Below are 20,689 nucleotides of genomic sequence, written 5' to 3' on the forward strand. Positions count from 1 at the left end.
TATAAATATTTTGGAACACTAATTTCCTTTATGATTTATTCGCTTGGCGGCGGCGATCTGGTATAATCACAATGAATGCCACTTTTCCTGGATTAATTGAAAGTTGGGCGTTTCCCTATCGGGCCGCTCTTTCCGCTATATCTTTTTTTTGTTTTCGCTCTTCAACTATAAGTGTAATTCATGTGCACATTATCACAATTCCTACAAGGTTGGAAAACCTTGCAGGATCAGGTGCTACAAAACACAGAAGTTAAAAAAAAGGATGCTGCTGCAATAGCTAACGCGGCAATCAGTATACTTTAAAAGTTTGTTTTTGTTTAATATTTTATTAGTTATTATGTATAACATAATACAATAATATTGAAAAGATAAACATTAACAAAATTTTCTCATTTATTTCTAAGGGGTTTATTTTGAGATGAAGGATGTAATTTGTATCCCACAATGTGAATGCGTTAATATATTCTCGTTTTACTTTGTCAGATGGAGACTTGTGAAGTTTAGCGGTTTTGGGTTTAAATATTTTTATATTTCCGCAATAATATAAATTGTAAAGCTCAAAATCTTTATTTAAGTTTGTATTATGTATAACATAATTGACAAATAGATATGAAAGGACTTATAGCAGCGACCTATGCTCCAATGCACCAGGATTCTTCGCTTAATTTGGGGGTTGTTCCACATTACGCGGAATTCCTAATTGGAAATGGGGTTAAAGGCGCATTTATAAATGGTTCTACAGGTGACTTTGCTTCTTTGTCCGTAGCTGAAAGGAAAGAAATTACCAAAGCCTGGGGTGAAAATAAATCGGCTGATCTTTTTGTGATAGATCATGTTGGGCATACCAGTTTAAACGAAGCAAAGGAATTGGCTAAGCACGCTGCAGATAAGGTAGATGGTATTGCTGCTCTTGCACCTTATTACTTTAGATTGTCTGATATTAATAAGTTGGTAGAATATTGTAAGGAGATTGCCGCTTGCGCTCCTACTATTCCTTTCTATTACTACCATATTCCTGTGCTAACAGGAGCAAATTTCAATATGGCAGAATTCTTAGAACTTGCTACCCCGCAGATTCCAAACCTGGCAGGTATTAAGTTTACTAACAATAACCTTATAGACTATAAGTACTCCAAAGAATTTAACAATGGTTCTGCTAATATCCTTTTTGGATTTGATGAGATATTGCTTTCTAGTTTGCCTTTTGGTGCAGATGGATGGGTAGGTAGTACTTATAATCATTTGGCGCCATTATACTTAGCTATTATAGAGGCTTTTAATAACAACGATCATAAGTTGGCCGCAGATCTTCAACAGAAATCCATGAAATTTGTGGATACACTAAATGCTAAAGGCGGATTTAACGGTGCTGCAAAATCGTTTATGAAAGCATTAGGTCTAGATCTTGGTCCAAGTAGATTTCCACATGTTACTCTTACCGATGCACAGATAGAGGAGGCAAAGGCTGAATTAGATGCATTGGGGATAACACCTTACTTGGGTAAGATTTAAAGGGATACAAGTCTTTAGCGAGTTTAGTGTTCGCTCCCTGCGGAAGATGAATTGTTTTTAACGGTATTATATTGAGATATTTTTATTTGCTTACCATTTTACTCACTTTTTCTATGCAGGGACAAAAATTAAAAGTCGCCTGCGTAGGGAATAGTGTTACCTATGGTACCCGAGTAGCGGAAAGGGAGCGAAACGCTTATCCTGTGCAATTACAGAAATTGTTGGGTGATAATTATGAAGTGGCTAATTTTGGTTATCCAGGGGCAACGGCTCTTAAAAAGGGGCATAAGCCCTATTGGGATACTCCTATTTTTAAGGAGTCTAAGTCCTTTCAGCCCAATCTAGTTGTTATTCATCTTGGTCTTAACGATCAGGGGAATAATAATTGGCCAGCGCATAAGGAGGAATTTGTCTCTGATTATCTAGACCTAATTCAAGAGTATAGAAACCTTCCTTCTTCACCTGAAGTTATTATCTGTAAAATGTCCCCTTCCTTTTCAGGTCATCATTGGTTTGAAGAAGGGATGCGCGAAAATTATCGAGAAATTCAAGCTAAAATCGACACAATAGGAGTACTTGCAGGTGTTGATGTGATAGATTTACAAGAACCTTTGTATCGCTTCCCCGAATATTATGCAGATGATCTTCATCCCGCCAAGGAAGGAGCTACAATTATCGCCAATAAAATAGTTCGTTTTATAAGCGGGAATTACGGTGGATTAAAGCTTCCCTTGCTATATGGGGAGAATATGGTTTTCCAAAGAAATGTACCCTTGGTTATTAATGGTACGGCCAACGCTTTGGACAACATAACGGTACGTTTTAACGGGGAGACAATACGAACAAATGTTACTAAGCACGGACAATGGGAGGTAGCATTTCCTGCAAAAGAGGCTGGCGGACCTTATAAGCTTTCTATAACGTCTAAGAAATCGGGAGAGATTTGTATATCTAAAGTCTATATAGGCGAAGTGTGGCTTGCTTCAGGTCAGTCCAATATGGGTTTTAAAGTAAAAGATGAGCAAAACGCGACTTCTATCTTAAAAGATTCCCTAAATGTGAATGTTTTCCTTTTTTCATTGGATCCTAAGGCGCATGCCAGTAATCATACCTTTACAAAAGAAGAGTTGCAAAACAGTAATGCAGCAAATTATTTTGAGCCTTCTGGTTGGAGTAATAAGCCTGGTGCTATAATCGCGAATTTTTCAGCTATAGCTTATTCCTTTGCGTATAACCTTCAAAAAGAACTAAATATACCCATAGGAATTGTAAATAACGCGGTAGGTGGTTCTACCACGCAGAGTTGGATTAGTAGGGAAGCTATGGAAACAACACACCAAACCATTAGTTTGCTAAATGATACCCATCTAAATCCCTTGGTACAGCCATGGGTGTCCGAGCGAAAAGCAAAAAATTTAGCTAGCATGAAGGACTTTGGAATAAAAGCCAGACACCCTTTTGATCCTACAATGCTGTTTGATGCGGGTATTTACCCTATTAAGGACTATGCTATAAAAGGTGTTATCTGGTATCAGGGGGAATCCAATGCAGAGCGAGAGGAGTTGCACTCTAAATTGTTTAAAATGTTGGTTTCCGATTGGCGTAATCATTGGAATAATCCAAACCTGGCATTTAACTTTGTACAGTTGGGTAGTATAAACAGGCCTAATTGGGGGGTATTTAGGGATTCTCAACGGAGATTGTTATCCATTCCCAATACAGGAATGGCCGTGTCTTTAGATGTGGGGCATCCTACGGATGTGCATCCCAAAGAGAAGTGGGTGTTAGGTAAACGTTTGTCTAATATTGCTTTAGCAAATAATTATGGCTTTAATATTCCGCATTCAGGACCTTTATTAGATTATGTGAATGTAAATAATAGCGTTTTGGAAATTCATTTTTCCCATGCAGACGGTTTAAGAACTAATGATGGGAAGGCTGTTCGGGATGTAGAAATTGCTGGTGCCGATAAAGTGTTTGTAAAGGCAGAGAGCCAAATTAATAATAATGTTTTAGAGGTGTGGAATAAGAGCGTTGAGAAACCAAGATATGTTAGGTATGGATATAGTTCCTATACTGATGGGAATTTGATTAATAAACATGGTCTCCCTACGTCTACTTTCTCCAATTTGGTAGATTAGTAAATCCCAAATAATCCTTATCTTTTAATTAACCTTAAAAAATTCATGGAAACTATTTTTAATAATACATTTTCTAAAAGCGTACATAAAGGACTAACGGTCTTGGTTGTAGCACTATTTTCTTTAAGTGTTAATGCGCAGATAGAATTTAATAAACTAGCTAAGAAATACCCTATAATTCCGACCCCGCAGGAAGTAGAATACGGAAAGAAAGAAAGGGCTTTTAAATCCATTAGCATTATTAGGAATGATTTTGAAAAGCTAGATCTAGTTCCACAAATTGTCTTAACTAAAGAGGGACTAGGGACGGGATCCAAAGATATAAACATCGAAATAATTCAGGATAAGAAACAATCCAATGAGGAAGGGTATACCCTTAAAATTGATAAGAACATAACTATTACCGCCCCTACCGTAAAGGGTGCTTATTATGGGCTTCAGACGTTAAGACAACTGATAAGAAATAACGGAAAAAAGTTTACCCTGCCTCAGGTGGGTGTAAAAGACTGGCCAGCCTTTAAGATTCGAGGTTTTATGCACGATACTGGGCGTAATTTCCAAAGTATAGAACAACTTAAGGAACAAATAGATATCCTCGCTCAATACAAATACAATGTTTTTCATTGGCATTTAACCGATGATCCGGGATGGCGTTTGGAAAGTAAATTATATCCAGAATTAAAAACAGATAACTCTTTTAGCCGGCACGTAGGTAAATTCTATTCTCAAGAAGATTTCAAGGAAATATTAGCCTACTGTAAGGAACGTCAAATAACCTTAATCCCTGAATTCGATATTCCCGGGCATACCAATGCCTTTAGAAAAGCTTTTGGGATTAAAACTATGAAGGAAGAAAGGGTGATTCCCATTCTTATCGATCTTTTTGATGAGCTGATGGGACTTGCCGATGCTGAAGAAATGCCATACATCCATATTGGGACCGATGAAGTACGGAATGCGCCTGAATATGTGGAGGACGAGATGATTCTTACCCTAATGAATCACATAAAAAGTAAGGGGCGTGAGCTAATAGTTTGGAAGGAAGGTATTGTAATTGAAGAAGATTCAACCTCTATAAATCAACTTTGGGCTCAGCATAATGTGCGTGAGGGACACCGATTTATTGATTCTAGAGCTAATTATATTAATCATTTGGATCCTTTTGCTGGGATGGCACGACTGTTTTTTCAGCAACCCTGTAGACAACCTGCTGGAGATTCTTTGGCATTGGGAGGGATACTTTGTGCATGGCCAGACAATAATGTGGCTGAGGAACGTGATATTTTAAAACAGAATCCAATTTATCCTTCAATGGTTTTTTATTCAGATGCTGTCTGGAAGGGAAGGGAGAAAAATTATCCAGAGTATTGGGCCAAACTCCCCCCAAAAGGAACAGAGGAGTTTAATAGGTTTAAGCATTTTGAACACAAAGTGTTAGTGCATAGGGACTTGTTTTTTAGGGATAAAGAATTTCCTTATGTAAGGCAAACAGACGCCTCATGGAAGGTTATAGGTCCTTTTGATCATAAGGGTGATTTTACAACTTCTTTTCCAGTTGAAAAGGTACTGGTGTCTTCTTATTTGGTGGACGGTAATGCGTATTCGTGGGACGATAGTCCTGTGGGAGGAACCATACATTTAAAGCATTTTTTCGGTTTCCCAGCGATCACGAACGCCAAAGAGGGCACCTACTATGCCCATACTAAAATTTATTCCCCAGAAACTAGGGAACAGGCATTTTGGGTAGGGTTCTACGGGTGGTCTAGATCTGGAGGTAGAAGGGGAGGTCCCGCACCTAGTCTTGGGCAATGGCATATTACCGAACCAAAGATTTGGGTGAACAATGAGGAAATCTTGCCCCCAGTTTGGAAACAGCCGGAATTGGCGGTAGCTACCGATGAGATTCCATTTATGGATGAAGATTATTTTTATAGGGAGCCCACCATGATAAAATTGAATAAGGGCTGGAATACGGTATTATTGAAAATTCCCCATGGAGGTGGCTCTTGGAAATGGATGTATACAGTTATGCCAGTTCACATAGTTGGTAAAGACGTTAGGGAGGTAACCGACTTAAAGTTTGACGCCTCCTTTTAAATGATATCAGCGTATGAAACGATTTTATTTTTTTATAGGATTTATATTAATGGTGTTTAGTACAGAAGCACAAACATTTTCTGACCATTATTATAAGCGAAAAGCACAGTTTGAGGCAGCGCCTGATACTGAAGACGAAATTATATTTTTAGGGAATAGTATTACCGAAGGTGGAGATTGGAATGCATTATTTCCTAATAAAAACGTGGTGAATAGAGGAATAAGTGGCGATGTAACTGCAGGGATTCTCAACAGGTTATCCGAAGTAACCTCTTCCCAGCCGAAAAAAATATTTCTACTTATTGGGACCAATGATCTTGCTAGGGGGAAGACAGAATCATATGTGGTAGACCATGTTGCATCCATTGTGCAAGAAATAAAAAGGGAATCGAAAAATACGGCAATATTTTTGCAAAGTATCCTTCCTGTAAATCCAACCGTAGGTGATAAATTCTTGGGTCATAAAGAGAATCAGGAATTGATCGTCTCCGTGAATAGCGTGTTAAAAGACCTCTCTAAAAGGATGAATGTAAAATTTATTGATCTCCATAAAAAGTTTAGAAACGCAAAAGGAGAATTAAAAGCGAGATATACTCATGATGGATTGCATTTGAATAAGTATGGGTATCAAAAATGGAAGAAAGTGCTAAGACCTTATCTAAAATAAATAGGGTCTATGGAGGGCACTGTATAAAGAAATAGATTGTGTAACAACGGGTGGATTTGTTCACTAACCATCAATAATAATAGTATAAACTATGAAAAAGCAAAATATCAGACCTTACGTATTAGCAGAAAACAATTGGAAATCGGTAAAGGAAACCAATTACGAGGTAGCTGTGTTACCATGGGGTGCAACGGAAGCCCATAATTATCACTTACCATATGCAACAGATAATATTATAGCTGAAAATGTTGCGATGGAAGCGGCAAAACAGGCCTGGGGAAATGGTGCAAAGGTGGTGGTGTTACCAACGATACCTTTTGGGGTAAATACTGGGCAGATGGATGTTAAGCTTTGTATGAATATGAGCCCTAGTACGGAATATGCGGTTTTAAGGGATGTGGTTCAGGTTTTGGATGCACAGAACATAGATAAACTGGTTATTGTAAATGGGCATGGTGGAAATAACTTTAAACAATTTATAAGGGAATTAAGTTTAGAGTTTCCAAAAGTGTTTGTCTGCGCATTAAACTGGTGGAATAACACGGATCCTAAACCTTATTTTGATGAACCTGGAGACCACGCTGGGGAATTGGAAACTTCGGTAGTTATGCACTTAACTCCAGAATGGGTATTGGATTTAAAAGAAGCTGGATCTGGAGCAGCTAAAACCTTTAAAATAAAAGGTTTAAAAGAAGGCTGGGTGACTTCGCAACGTAGGTGGACACAAGTAACGGAAGATACCGGTGTTGGAAATCCGGAATTGTCCACTGCCGAAAAAGGAAAAAAGTTTTTTGAGGTTTCTGCAAAAAATATAGGGGAGTTTTTGGAGTCGCTTTCTAAATCGGACGTCAATGATATGTACGAATAATAAAGCATAAAGACTTAAATTAGAGAATAGTAGAGTAATTATAAATTAATAAAAGTAAAATGAAAAAAGTATTTATTGGGCTGTTACTTGGTACCAGCATGGTCCTATCAGGGCAAACGGAGAAGCATAAAATTGCTGATGGGGTAAAGGTTTATCAAGACCTATTTAATGCGGAAGAGGTAGATGGAGTAGCTTGTTTTAGGATTCCTGCGATTATTACAGCCCCTAACGGCGATCTTATCGCCGCTATTGATGAACGGGTGCCTGGTTGTGGTGACCTTAAATTTAGTAAGGACATAAACATTGTAATTAGAAGAAGTAGTGATAATGGGAAGACTTGGAGTGATATAGAAACTGTTGTTGACTTGCCTTATGGACAGTCGGCTTCCGATCCTTCGCTTATAGTAGACCGCGATACCAAGGAAATTTTTATGTTCTATAATTATATGGACTTGGATAAGGAAAAGGATGTTTACTATTTCCAAGTGGTTAAAAGTGCCGATAATGGAAAAACATGGACCCAGCCAGAAGATATTACCAGTCAGATTGCCAAAGAACAATGGCATAACGATTTTAAGTTTATTACTTCAGGTCGGGGCATCCAGACCAGAAGCGGGAAATTATTGCACACTATGGTGAACCTTAATAGCGGACTTCATTTATTTGCAAGTGATGATCATGGAAAATCTTGGTATTTAATAGATACGCCTATACAACCTGCAGATGAGTCAAAAGTAATTGAACTTGCTGACGGTACTTGGATGATTAATGCTCGTGTAAATGGTGCTGGAATGCGTTATGTGCACCGATCAACTGACGAGGGGAAAACTTGGACCACAACAGAAGAACCAGAACTTATAGATCCTGGGTGTAATGCTAGTATAATTAGATATACCGCTATTGAAGATGGCTATAAGAAAAACAGACTACTTTTTTCAAATGCAAAAATGGAAAAAGGAAGAATGAATATGACTGTTCGTGTTAGTTATGATGAAGGAGAAACTTGGACACAAGGAAAAACTATTTATTCTGGTGGTTCTGCGTACTCTTCAATGACAGTGCTAAAAAATGGAGATATAGGGTTATTCTTTGAGCAAGATGGATATACTAAGAATCCCTATGTGAGCTTCTCCTTGAAATGGTTGACTGACGGTGATGATAAGTATAAAAAGCCTTCTAAGAGAAAGAGAAAATAATTTTATAGTTATTAACTCCAGTATATAAAGGATAAAAATAGCGGGCATTGCCCGCTATTTTTTATTGTTTTTAAATATTCTGTCGAAATGAGGTTCCAAATGCCTTCTCATAGCAACCCTAAAGGTTTCTGGTGTGCCTACTTTTAAATTATCCAATAACATTCTATGGGTAACAAACTGGCCGCTAGAATATTCATAATCTTTTAGATTGGTTTCGCTCTGATGTACAAATTCAAAAACGGGGAGCAAAAGGTCCTGGAATTTTTTGAGAGTAGTATTGTTAGACATTTCATAGAGTTTCCCGTGAAATGCAATCTCCTTATCTAAAGAAAACATGCTCTTGTTATAACTGGTCTCTTCTTCCATGACTACAATTTTTTCCAAATCATCTATATCCTTTTGAGTTTTATGCTCAAAAAGAAAATCGGCCATCCCCATTTCCATAATAAGTCGGAATTCAAATAGGTTTTTCAGTGTGCCCGTAGCCAAAAGAGTGGGGTCTAACATGCGCTCAAAATTATGCATGATATCTGGGTTGGTGATAATCATTCCCCTATGTTTTTTAGACTCAATTATCCCTAAAGTACGCAAACGTAAAATAGCTTCCCTTACCACAGTGCGACTAACACCTAATGATTGTGCGAACTCCATTTCCTTAGGGATGGAATCCCCCGCCTTTAAATTGTTTTCCTTTATAAACTGTAACAAACGCGCTTCTACTTTATCTGTAAGAGATAAAGTTTCCAACGGTTCTATTTTTGAAAAATTATTCATAATATTGGTTGGTTTATTTTCATGACCAGCAAGATTTCAATACTTCAAGGTGCAAAAATAGCATTGTAATTGAATTATACTCCGTAAGTCAGTCTATTCTCAACTATTTCTAGAATAGAACACAACTAATATAAGAATTATTTTTAGATTTGTATTATGTATAACATAAGTTGATTATGAAAAATTCTACTCTTTATAAAAATTCCCTGCTAAACGATGTAATTCCGTTTTGGGAAAAACATTCCCTAGATTTAGAGCATGGAGGCTATTTTACCTGTTTGGATCAAAAGGGGGAAGTGTTTGATAACGATAAGTTTATCTGGTTACAAGGGCGTCAGGCTTGGACGTTCTCGATGCTGTACAACCAAGTGGAAAAAAATCCAAAGTGGTTGGAAATTGCAAAATCGGGAATCGATTTTCTCAGGAAGCATGGTATGGACAAGGATGGAAACTTCTATTTCTCCGTAACCAAAGAGGGAAAGCCATTAGTGCAGCCTTATAATATTTTTTCAGATTGTTTTGCGGCAATGGCATTTAGTCAATATGCAAAGGCTACAGGAGATGAGGCGGTAAGAGAGTTAGCAAAACAGACTTACTATAACATTTTAAAGAAAAAGGACAACTCTAAAGGGGTTTATGAGAAAAATACGGACGTAAGACCTTTAAAAGGGTTTTCCTTACCTATGATTCTTTCTAATTTGGTCTTAGAGTTAGAAGATGTACTGGACAATGAGGAAATAGAAAGAACCATAAACTTTAGCGTAAGCGAAGTAATGGATGTTTTTTTACAAAAAGATTCCGGTATTATATATGAATTTGTAAGTCCGGATGGATCGCTCAGTGATAGTTTTAATGGTCGGTTATTAAATCCTGGCCATGGTATTGAAGCTATGTGGTTTATGATCGATATAGGAGCTAGGAGAAACGATACAGAATTAATAGAAAAGGCTACCAAGGTTATATTAAATATACTTGATTATAGTTGGGATGAGGAACATGGCGGAATTTTCTACTTTTTAGACGCTATGGGAAAACCCCCACAGCAGTTAGAATGGGATCAAAAACTATGGTGGGTGCATTTGGAAACCTTGGTAGCTTTAGCAAAAGCGTATGAACACACCGGGAACAAGGAAATAGGAGAGTGGTATCAAAAGGTGCATGACTATGCATGGACTCATTTTTCAGATCCAGATAATGGTGAATGGTTTGGATACCTTAATAGGGAAGGAAAACCTTTACTGACCTTAAAAGGAGGGAAGTGGAAAGGATGTTTCCATGTGCCAAGAGCCATGTTCCAATGTTGGAAGAGCTTTGAAAACATAGAAGCAAAAGAGAGGAAATAGTATAAGTATATAGTATTGAGAATTGAGTACAAAGTAGTGAGTATTAAGTATTGAGAATTTATAGACCGATTGCTCGTACTTAACTTAGTCGGATCAATAATTCATAAAGTAAGGCTTTTCCTTTAAGATCAAGGAGGAGCCTTTTTTTTGTAAGAACAAAACGGAGGGATTGTTATATAGTATTAAGTACAAAGTAGTTAGTACAAAGTATTGAGTAGTGAGAATTGAGAAATGAGTATTGAGTAGTGAGTATTGAGTCATTCCCCCCCGGGCACGCTCGAGAACACGAACTTTAGCTAACTTAAGTTTGAGTATCTTTTTAATAATATCCTATTTAAATAGCGAAGCAAAATTCCTTATCCTCAGAATAATGGGCCAAAGCTCCGAAATCAGGAGCGAAGGAACGTAGCGACGCGGAGTTTGGCCCATGGTTTTTCGACCTCGGTGTCGAAAAAATTCATAGGAGAAGGCGCCTTTTTCTTTGTTTCGTTTCTTTTGGGCGAGCAAAAGAAACCGACGAAGGAGGTTCATGAATACCTTTAAAAAGGAAATAGAAAGCAATGAACTAAATGAAAGCAAGTAGGTTAGAGAAATTGATAAAAAGCACTTATGATTCAAATACAAAACTAACAACATAATGCATACCCAATATATGTTTAGATATTATCCTATAAAAACTGAAATATTAAATTATAAACACATCTACGTAAACATCATAAAACCAGTTTTTTATAGGTTAAGTTAGATGATAGTAGTTAGATTTGTTTGTTACATCCTAACTTGAATTATTACTCCTTCACTTTTATGTAAATCATTCTTAATGGTATTCTGGCCTAAGTGCCAAAAAAAAAGTAATGGTTTAGATTTTTTTGCTATCGCTAAGGCTGGCTCCTCTAATCCAAGGTCTACCGTACTAAGCAAGGGATGAATTAATTGCCTTTCTTGTCTTCTAAAATCTACCTTCCAATAGGCTCTTAAATATATTTTTTAAGGTCTATTTCTGCTTGATTTTCTAGCATATTTACAAAATCGCCTATCTTCAAAATAAATTCCTGTTTATATGTTATACATAATACTTGATTTATTATCTTGTGGCTCTTAAAATATAGAAAAACGGTTACAAAATGAAAATTCGTAAAGTTCCCTCGCTCATAATATTGCTTATTTTGTTTTCTATTGGTCTATATGGGCAAGAAGAATCCAAAATAAGGGTATCCAATCTACCAGCCCTACCAGCTGTTGAAGCAGGTGCTAAATCCTTAGGGTTTGCAGGAATGATGGGTGGTATTCACAATGGCATGGTGATCGTTGCTGGAGGAGCAAATTTCCCTACAGGACTACCATGGGAAGGTGGAGCAAAAATATGGCACAATGCTATTTATATTTTAGAAAAGGATAGCTGGAGGTTATCCTCTGAAACTTTGCCCACACCTTTAGGATATGGGGCATCTGTTTCTACGGATAAGGGAGTGCTAATTATTGGGGGAGATAACCAAGACCAAGTTAGTAATAGTGTATTTTTATTATCCTATAATCAATCTAAAAAGGATATTGAAATTATATCCTATCCAGAATTGCCTGAACCGTTGGCTTATACCTCGGCGGTGTTGGAAGAGGACTATGTCTATGTGGCAGGGGGGATGAATGCGGATAAAAGCAGCAATTCCTTTTATCGTTTAAATTTAAAGGAAAAAACATCCTGGGAGAAATTGGAGGATTTCCCTGGAGAGCCACGCGCCCTTCAGGCAATGGTGGTGCAAGAAACCTCACATTCAAGAAACATTTTTTTAATAGGTGGTAGAAATCAAACTAAGGGAAGTATTTCTACTCCTCTTACGGAATACCTTTCCTACGACCTCAATAAAAAACATTGGATTAATAAAGGAGATCTAAAAGTAAATGGCAAGCCTAGGGTTTTAATGGGAGCTGTGGCAGAACCTATGGGCTCTATGCACGTATTACTTTATGGAGGATCAGATGACGTCTTATTTACCCAATTAGAAACTTTAGGGCAAAAGATAAACCAAGCTAAAAATGATAGTATTGCCAAAAAGTTAATCGCAAAACGAGATGAGATATTAAATACTCATTCTGGTTTTAGCCACGAGGTTCTAGCATTTAATTCCATTACAGATAAATGGTATGTGTATGATACCCTTAATGTAAAGCTACCCGTTACTACCTTAGGTATTAAAAAGGATAATGAATTTCTAATTGTGTCCGGAGAAATTTCTCCAGGTATTAGAACCCCTGAGGTGTATAGCATCAGCGTGGATGAGCCTGATCATTCCTTTGGAGCGTTAAACTATGCAGTTCTGGGGCTGTATCTTTTAATTTCGTTATTGATAGGAGTCTATTTTGCCAGAAAACAGAAGTCTACGGAGGATTACTTTGTAGGTGGGGGGCGTATTCCTTGGTGGGCCTCTGGACTAAGTGTCTTTGGTACTTTATTAAGTGCCATTACCTTTATGGCCATCCCCGCGAAAGCTTTTATTACGGACTGGTCGTTCTTTCTGTTGAATATTGCAGCAATTGCCATTACTCCACTGATTGCCTTCTTGTTTATTCCATTTTTCAATAGAATGCATATATCCACGGCCTATGAATATTTAGAAAATCGCTTCAATTATTTGGCTAGGGCCATTGGTAGTATTTCCTTTATTTTATTTCAATTAGGGCGAATAGGGATTGTGTTATTATTGCCATCCTTAGCAATTTCCATAGTTACCGGTATTTCTGTTGAGACGTGTATTCTATTAATGGGACTATTATGTGTTGTTTATACTGCATTTGGTGGGATAGAGGCTGTAATTTGGACTGATGTGCTGCAGGTTGTAGTATTAATGGGGGGAAGTATTGTGGCAATAGTATGGATTCTTCTGCATACAGATACCCCTGTAAATGAAATGATTGCCTACGCATCAGAAAAGGAAAAATTTCATATTATAAACTTCGATTTTAATTTTACCGATTCTACTTTTTGGGTGGTGTTTATAGGGGGCTTGGCTTCGGCTATGGTTACCCAAGGAACAGATCAGACCATTGTGCAGCGGTATTTAACGAGTTCAAGTATAAAAGACTCCCAAAAAACGTTGTATACCAATGCCTTGTTAACGCTTCCTGCAACAATAATATTTTTCGGTATCGGTACGCTCCTATTTATATTTTATACAGAAAGGCCAGAAAGGCTCTCACCTGCAATTTCCAATAACGACTCTCTATTTCCCTGGTATATTGTTAAGGAGCTGCCTGTGGGGGTGTCTGGATTATTGATAGCAGGAATTTTTTCTGCTGCTATGTCTAGTATAAGTAGTAGTTTAAATTCGGTCTCTACCGCTTTTTGTAATGACCTTTACAAGCGTTATAATCCAAAATTGAGTGACATAGGTATGCTAAAAATTGCACGTATAGTCACCGTCATTGTGGGAATCTTTGGGGTGCTTTTAGCGTTATGGATGGCCAATTCCAATATAAAATCGCTTTGGGATCAATTTTATAGATTCTTAGGTTTGTTTACCGGTGGCTTGGGTGGCATGTTCCTATTGGGAATGCTAACCAAACGCGCAAACAGTACTGGAACACTGCTAGGTTTGGTAGTTAGTGCTATTTTGTTATGGTATATTAGCGTGTATACTTCCATTAACTTTTTAATGTATTCTTTTGTTGGAGTGGCCTCTTGTTTTGGTTTTGGGTATATGTTCAGTTTATTTTTTAAAGACAAAAAATCACAGGAATAAATTAGGTTAGTTTACTGAAAAAATCCTCATAACTTTCGTTTTCGGAAATATTTAGTTTTTTCCGTAATCGGTGACGTGCCACCTTTACGGAACTCAGAGAGATGCCAAATAGAGTCGCAATATGCTGGGAATTAAAATTTAATTTAATTAGTGCACACAACCGTAATTCTCTATCGGTAAGATGTGGACAATTGTTTTTTAGATCCTTAATGAATGTGGTATGAATCTGATTAAAAAGATTATAGAAGTTTTCCCAATCCTCATCCAGCATTAAGCTATCATCAATTAGGTCGATAATCTTTTCTAGATTCCGCTTTTTGGGAGTGGTCTCTTTGGTTTCTTTTAGTAGGTTGCTCTTAATTTCTGATAACAAGTGGTTCTTATGAACGGTTCTAAGGGTGTAATTGGTAAGTTCTTCAGTTTTAAAATTCAGCTCTTCAATTAGCTTCTTTTGTGTCAATTCTTGGTTATCCTTTTCCGCCTGTAAAAGAGCTATCTCACTTTGATGGACCTTTTCTTGCTGGTTTTTGACCTCTTCAGTTTTAGAAGCTACCAATGATTCTAATCGTTCCTGTTGTTTTTTTATGGCGGATAATCGCAGTTTAATAAACGATAACACTAGTAAAAAACCCACTAAAACACTTAAAATTCTTATCCATGTTTTTTGCCAAAAGGTGGGGAGTACGGTAATCCCAATTGAAGCAAGCGAGGAATCATCCTTATCAATATTTTTGGCAGAATTGACTTTCAAAGAATAGGTGCCAGGTTTTAAATTGGAAAAAGTAAGCGCTTGCTGATTGCCAATTATTTGCCAGTCGTCATTTAAGCCTTCCAGTTTATAGGCATAGTTATTTTTTTTAGGGTTCCAATAATCAGAACTTGAGTAATTTATAGATAGGATATTGTCATCAGGGGTTAGCGTTATATGGTTGTTTCCTTTAGAATCTATAATTAAATCTCTTGTGCCGTTTCCACCTAAAATAGTGCCAGATGTAAAAAACACTTTAGGAGTACCTGTATTATTTTCATTAAGCTCAGATGCTTTAAAATAAGATAATCCTAGTCGTCCTCCCATTAGTATATGATTGCTTTTGGTTATAATGGCACTTCCGCCTCTGTAGGAGTGAACTCCATATCGTAAGCCAAAGTTTTCTACGGTACCATTTCGTTTAATTTTGCTGAGTCCTAAATTAGTGCTGCACCATATATTTTTATCACGGTCTAAAAATACATCCCCAATAATATTGGCTTCCATACCTTCTTCCTTCCCTATTCGCGTGAATTTGTTATTACTTCTATCGTACCTATTTAGACCGTGACCATATGTTCCTATTAATAGGGAAAGGTCCTCGTCTTCGGTTATGGATCTAATACGATTACCACTAAGGGAATGGGGGGTAGTTTTATCGGATGTATAGGACAATACCGTATCTGACTTAAAAACGTTTAACCCTAAGTTGGTTCCTACCCACATTTCCCCCTTTATGTCATTATAAAGAGCCGTAATGAAGTTTGCGTTTAGGTTGTTTGTATTATCTGTATTTATTGTCCGAACAACTTTTAAATCCGAATCATAGATATAAATGCCGGAACTTGTACCTACCCATACTTCTCCATAGTTGTTTTTTTCAATGGCAAAGATTGCCTTGGCTTCAAATCGATTTTCTGCATGGAGAAAAGTATTATTCTTAGTATCGAAAATATTTAAACCTCCACGGTAAGTTCCAATCCAGATTCTTTCCTGATCGTCTTCAAGTAGTGATATTATATTGTTACCGCTTAGATCATCATCTTTAGCAGGGGTGTCAATAAAAACCGTAACCTTTCCATTTTGTGGATTATATCGTCTCAACCCATTTCTGCCAGCGGTAATCCAAATATCCCCATTGCTGGCTTCCAATAGTTGAGAGCCTTGTTCATCTATTTGATCAAAGGCCAATTTAGAAGGGGGAATATGACTTATAGTGATATGATTTTTAAAGTAGCTGGCACCACCATGCACAGTACCCACCCACATTATATTGTTCGATCCTTGAAATATGCTCAGTATAGAATTGTCCGCTATGGGGTAGTTAGTATAGGTATTTTGCTTAAAAGCGAAAAACTTGTTTTCATCTTGTTGATATAGGTTTAGCCCTCCACCATCAGTACCTATCCATACATTATTGTCTTTGTCTACTAACAGATCCAAGATAAAATTGTTAGAAATACTGTTCATTCTGGTATTATTAGAAGTAGTATAATGTACAGATGTACTGTCTTTGGTATTGTACCTAAACAATCCATTACCATTAGTCCCTATCCATAAGTGACCTTCTTGATCCTTGGATATAGCATTAATATAAATGTCGTTGTTTTGCAGATTAATCTGTGAAAATGTTGATTCCTGATATTTAAAAACATCCCCACGACTAGTGCTTATCCAAATAACGCCATTTTCATCTTGGAAAAGATCAGTACCATTACTAATGCTATTTTCCGATTCCCCTAAAGGCATTTTATGAATAATTGTTTCATTATTGGAGTTAGGGCTAAGTGCCATAATTTCACTATTTGCATTAGTACACCAAAGTGTCCCATTATTAGCTTCCATTAGACTGATAATATATCCATTAATGCTGTTATTAATGGATTGATCCGAAGAAGAAAACCTTTCAAAACAGTCTTTTTCCACATCAAAATAAAATAGACCACTAGATGTAGCGGCCCATATTATACCGGTACTATCTTGTAGTAAGTCATTTGCCTGATCATTTTCATTAGGAAGAAGATAGGTTTTAAATTTTTGGCCATCATATTTGTCGATACCTAATGGAGTCACAAACCAAATAAAACCTTCCTTATCTTGTATAATATTGTTTATTCTATTATCCGAAATACCATCTTCAAATGTAATTTTTTGAAACTGAATGATGCGGTCTTGAGTAAAGCCGTTTATACAAAACAGTACAAATAGTAAGGGGACTGTTAACTTAACTTTATACATAGGTTCACTTCTCTTAATTCTGGGCAAATATAGAGTATACGCCCTTAAATATATTGGTTAAAAGGATTTTATGAAGATATATATTAATAAAAAGTTACTAAAATGTAACCTATTTGTAATCTAATGTAACCTAAAATTATACCCATACTATCTTAATTTTCTGTTAATATAATTTAGTTTCGCATCCTATAAATGTAGGCTTGGATTAAGAATTAATCTAAGTCTCTAAATTATTTAACCTAAACAATTCAAATGAAGAAAATTGCAATTTTTTGCTGCTTGTTAATGGTGCAGATGCACTTATTTGCACAGCAGCCCGCGATTACCGTAAACGGAACGGTTTCGGATGCGGAGACAGGAGAGCTCATTCCGGGAGCTAGTGTAGTTGAAAAAGGCACTGGTAATGGTGTAGTTACCGATTTTGATGGGGAATTCGAAATCAAAGTGTCAAGTAACGCTACATTAGAAGTAAGTTATTTGGGTTACGCACCTACTGCTGTTAAGGTGAATGGACAAACCCAATTACGAATTAGTATGGAGTCCCAAGCCGAGGAGCTGGGAGAGGTTGTATTAGTAGGTTATGGTACTCAGAAAAAGGAAAACCTAACCGGATCGGTAAGTACCATTGCAGCTGAGCAATTGGAAAGTCGTCCTGTAAACAATGTTATGCAGGCGTTACAAGGTGCAGCACCCGGTCTTTTACTAACTGTTGGAAACTCAGGGGGTGAGCCTGGAGCAAACATGAATATGAGTATTCGTGGGGTAGGAAACCTTCAAGGAACAGGTTCCCCATTGGTAATTGTAGATGATATTCCATTGGATAATCCATCGGATCTAAACAATATCAACCCAAACGACATTGAGAGCGTTTCAGTTCTTAAGGATGCAGCTTCTTCTGCTATATATGGTTCTAGAGCGGCTTTTGGAGTAATTATCGTAAAAACAAAAAGTGGTGAAGCATTGGATGGTAATAAGTTTACCTATTCCAATAATTTTATCTACTCTTCTCCCTTAAATACACCAAATATGATGAACTCTTTGGAGTTCGCCAATTATTTTAACCTTGCTGCTACAAATGGTGGTAGTGGTGCTGTGTTCTCGGATGAAGTTATGGGCCGTATTAAGGCTTATTTAGCAGATCCCGAAAATACTCCGGTAACGGTTCCTAATCCGGACGGTACCCGTTGGCAACAATATACCGGATCTAACGCCAATACAGATTGGTTTAAGGAAATGTATAAGGGGATTGTATTCCGTCAACAACATAACCTTAGCTTTTCTGGTAAACAAAAAGGGATTGCCTATAATGTTTCTGGTTCGATACTTGACGCTCCAGGAATCATGAATTATGGAGATGATTCTTATAAGCGTTATACCTTTAATTCCAAAGTTTCAAGTAAAATTAATGATTGGTTAACTTTTGATGCTAACTTAAGATTGTCAAGAGCTGAAACTGATCGTCCTAGTTATGACAGAGGTTTGTATTTGCATAACATTGCTAGAAGATGGCCTACCAATGGGGTAGTTATGCCCAATGGCAGCTATAGCGATGGTTCTGAGATTCCTTTTCTTTTGCAAGGTGGTCGCTATAAAAATATAGATCAAAGCATGGATGGATCTGTAAACTTGGTTATAGAGCCTATTAAAGATTTAAAAATCAAGCCAAGTTTACTGTATACCACTAATCACTATAGCTATGGCAATCACAATGCTAAAGTATCTGTTTTGGAACCAGATGGTGAAGAAAGATTTATAAGAAGTAACAACGGTTTTTCTAGAAACGCTAGTGAGAGAACATATTTGTCTCCTAACTTGGTGGTTTCCTATGATAAATCCATAAACGATGTACATAATTTTGCAGCTTTAGTTGGATACCAACAAGAGGAAACTAAATATACTAGTATATATGGATCTAAAAATGATCTTATCACTGACGGAGTACCTTCTATTTCAACTGGAGTAGGTGAAGACAATGTTAGTGATTCAGCAGGATCTTTCGCGACTCAAGGATATTTTGGTAGATTTACCTATAACTATAAGGAGAAATATCTTTTTGAAGTAAATGGTCGTTATGACGCCTCTTCACGTTTTGCTTCGGATAGTCGTTGGGATTTCTTCCCATCCGTATCGGCAGGGTATAACGTTGCAAAGGAAAATTTCTGGGGTATAGACCAGATCAGCATGTTCAAATTTCGTTATTCAACAGGTAGTATAGGTAATCAGAACGTACCTAATTATCTATATATTGGTCGTATGCCAATTAGAACCAACTTATGGTGGTTGGGTAACAACGGAAGACCTAATTATACGTTAACTCCTGGTATTATTAGCCCTGATATTACATGGGAAACGGTATCTACAGATAACTATGGTTTGGATATAGCGGCACTTAACAATCGCTTACAGTTCTCGTTCGAATATTTTATAAGGACCACAAAAGATATGTTTGGTCCTGCAGAACGCCTTCCAGCAGTGCTAGGTACCAATGCACCACAATCTAACAATGCAAACCTAGAGACCAAAGGTTTTGATTTTAACGTATCATGGAAAGACATGATAGGGGATGTAAACTATAATGTGGGGTTAGTACTTTCGGATGCAGTAACTACGGTAACGGAGTATTCAAACCCAAACAATTTATTGAATACCTATAGAGCTGGTCAAAAATTAGGAGAAATCTGGGGCTTTGAGACGGTAGGATTATATCAGAATCAAGCTGAAATTGACAATGGACCAGATCAAACTCCGGTTTATGGTGGTGTTTGGTTCCCTGGGGATGTACAGTATAAAGACATCAACGGAGATGGAAAGATAGATTATGGCGATTCTACTACTGATAAGCCAGGTGATAGAAAAATAATAGGGAACTCTACTCCAAGATATAGTTTTGGATTTAATGCAGGACTAGATTATAAAGGGTTCGATTTCTCCATGTTATGGCAAGGAGTTGCAAAGAGAGATGTGTGGACTGGTGATGCCTATACTTTTGGAGCAGTTGGTAACCTTTGGCAGTCTGCAGGGATGAAAGAGCACCTTAATTACTGGTCAGAAGATAATCCTGGTGGATTTTTCCCTAGACCAACTTTCCGTTCTACTTGGAGAAACCAGCAAGTACAAACAAGATATTTACAGAATGCTGCCTATATGCGCTTAAAGAATATAAGCTTAGGATATAATTTCCAGTCTGATATTCTTGAGTCTCTTGGGTTGAAAAAACTTAGAGTCTTCGTAACCGGTGAGAACTTAATTACCCTTTCAGATATCTCAGGAATATTTGATCCTGAAGCTACTGGAGGATACTGGGGGAACGGTAAAATTTATCCGCTACAAAAATCCTACTCAATGGGATTGAACGTACAATTTTAAAT

The 20,689-nt window shown here is 37.2% G+C and carries 11 protein-coding genes; 9 read left to right on the plus strand and 2 right to left on the minus strand.

The features are described 5' to 3' along the window. Positions 1-609 precede the first annotated feature (609 nt). The 6 genes from G466_RS0106695 (at position 610) to G466_RS0106720 (ending at position 8,481) form a co-directional block, all read left to right on the plus strand. On the plus strand, positions 610-1,512 hold the full coding sequence (locus tag G466_RS0106695) for a dihydrodipicolinate synthase family protein (RefSeq protein ID WP_026812968.1): 903 nt from the start codon (positions 610-612) through the stop codon (positions 1,510-1,512). 71 nt (positions 1,513-1,583) lie between these two features. Beyond that, positions 1,584-3,653 carry a GDSL-type esterase/lipase family protein gene (locus tag G466_RS0106700; protein ID WP_169720738.1) on the plus strand — a complete coding sequence of 690 codons (2,070 nt, stop codon included), beginning with the start codon at positions 1,584-1,586 and terminating at the stop codon, positions 3,651-3,653. Between the two features lie 45 nt (positions 3,654-3,698). Beyond that, positions 3,699-5,750 (plus strand): family 20 glycosylhydrolase, encoded by a 2,052-nt coding sequence (locus G466_RS0106705; protein ID WP_026812970.1) that lies wholly within the window; start codon positions 3,699-3,701, stop codon positions 5,748-5,750. A 13-nt stretch (positions 5,751-5,763) separates the two neighbouring features. Continuing rightward, complete coding sequence (locus G466_RS0106710; protein ID WP_026812971.1) at positions 5,764-6,417, plus strand: GDSL-type esterase/lipase family protein; 654 nt, start codon at positions 5,764-5,766, stop codon at positions 6,415-6,417. A 91-nt stretch (positions 6,418-6,508) separates the two neighbouring features. Continuing rightward, the gene (locus G466_RS0106715; RefSeq protein WP_034234888.1) at positions 6,509-7,285 is read left to right on the plus strand and encodes a creatininase family protein; all 777 of its coding nucleotides are present in this window, start codon (positions 6,509-6,511) and stop codon (positions 7,283-7,285) included. Positions 7,286-7,344: 59 nt separating this feature from the next. Further along, entirely contained in the window at positions 7,345-8,481 is a 1,137-nt protein-coding gene (locus G466_RS0106720; protein ID WP_034234891.1) for a sialidase family protein, read from the plus strand. A 54-nt stretch (positions 8,482-8,535) separates the two neighbouring features. Here G466_RS0106720 and G466_RS0106725 read toward each other — a convergent pair whose 3' ends face one another. Then, entirely contained in the window at positions 8,536-9,255 is a 720-nt protein-coding gene (locus tag G466_RS0106725) for a FadR/GntR family transcriptional regulator (RefSeq protein ID WP_026812974.1), read from the minus strand. 176 nt (positions 9,256-9,431) lie between these two features. On the opposite strand from G466_RS0106725, the gene G466_RS0106730 reads away from it, so the two are divergent. Both G466_RS0106730 and G466_RS0106740 read left to right on the plus strand, forming a co-directional pair. Beyond that, positions 9,432-10,598 carry an AGE family epimerase/isomerase gene (locus tag G466_RS0106730; protein ID WP_026812975.1) on the plus strand — a complete coding sequence of 389 codons (1,167 nt, stop codon included), beginning with the start codon at positions 9,432-9,434 and terminating at the stop codon, positions 10,596-10,598. A gap of 1,124 nt (positions 10,599-11,722) precedes the next feature. Further along, on the plus strand, positions 11,723-14,335 hold the full coding sequence (locus G466_RS0106740; RefSeq protein WP_026812976.1) for a sodium:solute symporter family transporter: 2,613 nt from the start codon (positions 11,723-11,725) through the stop codon (positions 14,333-14,335). A gap of 1 nt (position 14,336) precedes the next feature. Here G466_RS0106740 and G466_RS0106745 read toward each other — a convergent pair whose 3' ends face one another. Next, positions 14,337-17,321 carry a ligand-binding sensor domain-containing protein gene (locus G466_RS0106745; RefSeq protein ID WP_026812977.1) on the minus strand — a complete coding sequence of 995 codons (2,985 nt, stop codon included), beginning with the start codon at positions 17,319-17,321 and terminating at the stop codon, positions 14,337-14,339. Positions 17,322-17,573: 252 nt separating this feature from the next. On the opposite strand from G466_RS0106745, the gene G466_RS21570 reads away from it, so the two are divergent. Beyond that, positions 17,574-20,687 (plus strand): SusC/RagA family TonB-linked outer membrane protein, encoded by a 3,114-nt coding sequence (locus G466_RS21570; protein WP_084418759.1) that lies wholly within the window; start codon positions 17,574-17,576, stop codon positions 20,685-20,687. The last annotated feature ends 2 nt before the right edge of the window (positions 20,688-20,689 follow it).

It is taken from the genome of Arenibacter certesii DSM 19833 (assembly GCF_000429545.1).
In the GTDB taxonomy this organism is placed as follows: Bacteria; Bacteroidota; Bacteroidia; order Flavobacteriales; family Flavobacteriaceae; genus Arenibacter; species Arenibacter certesii.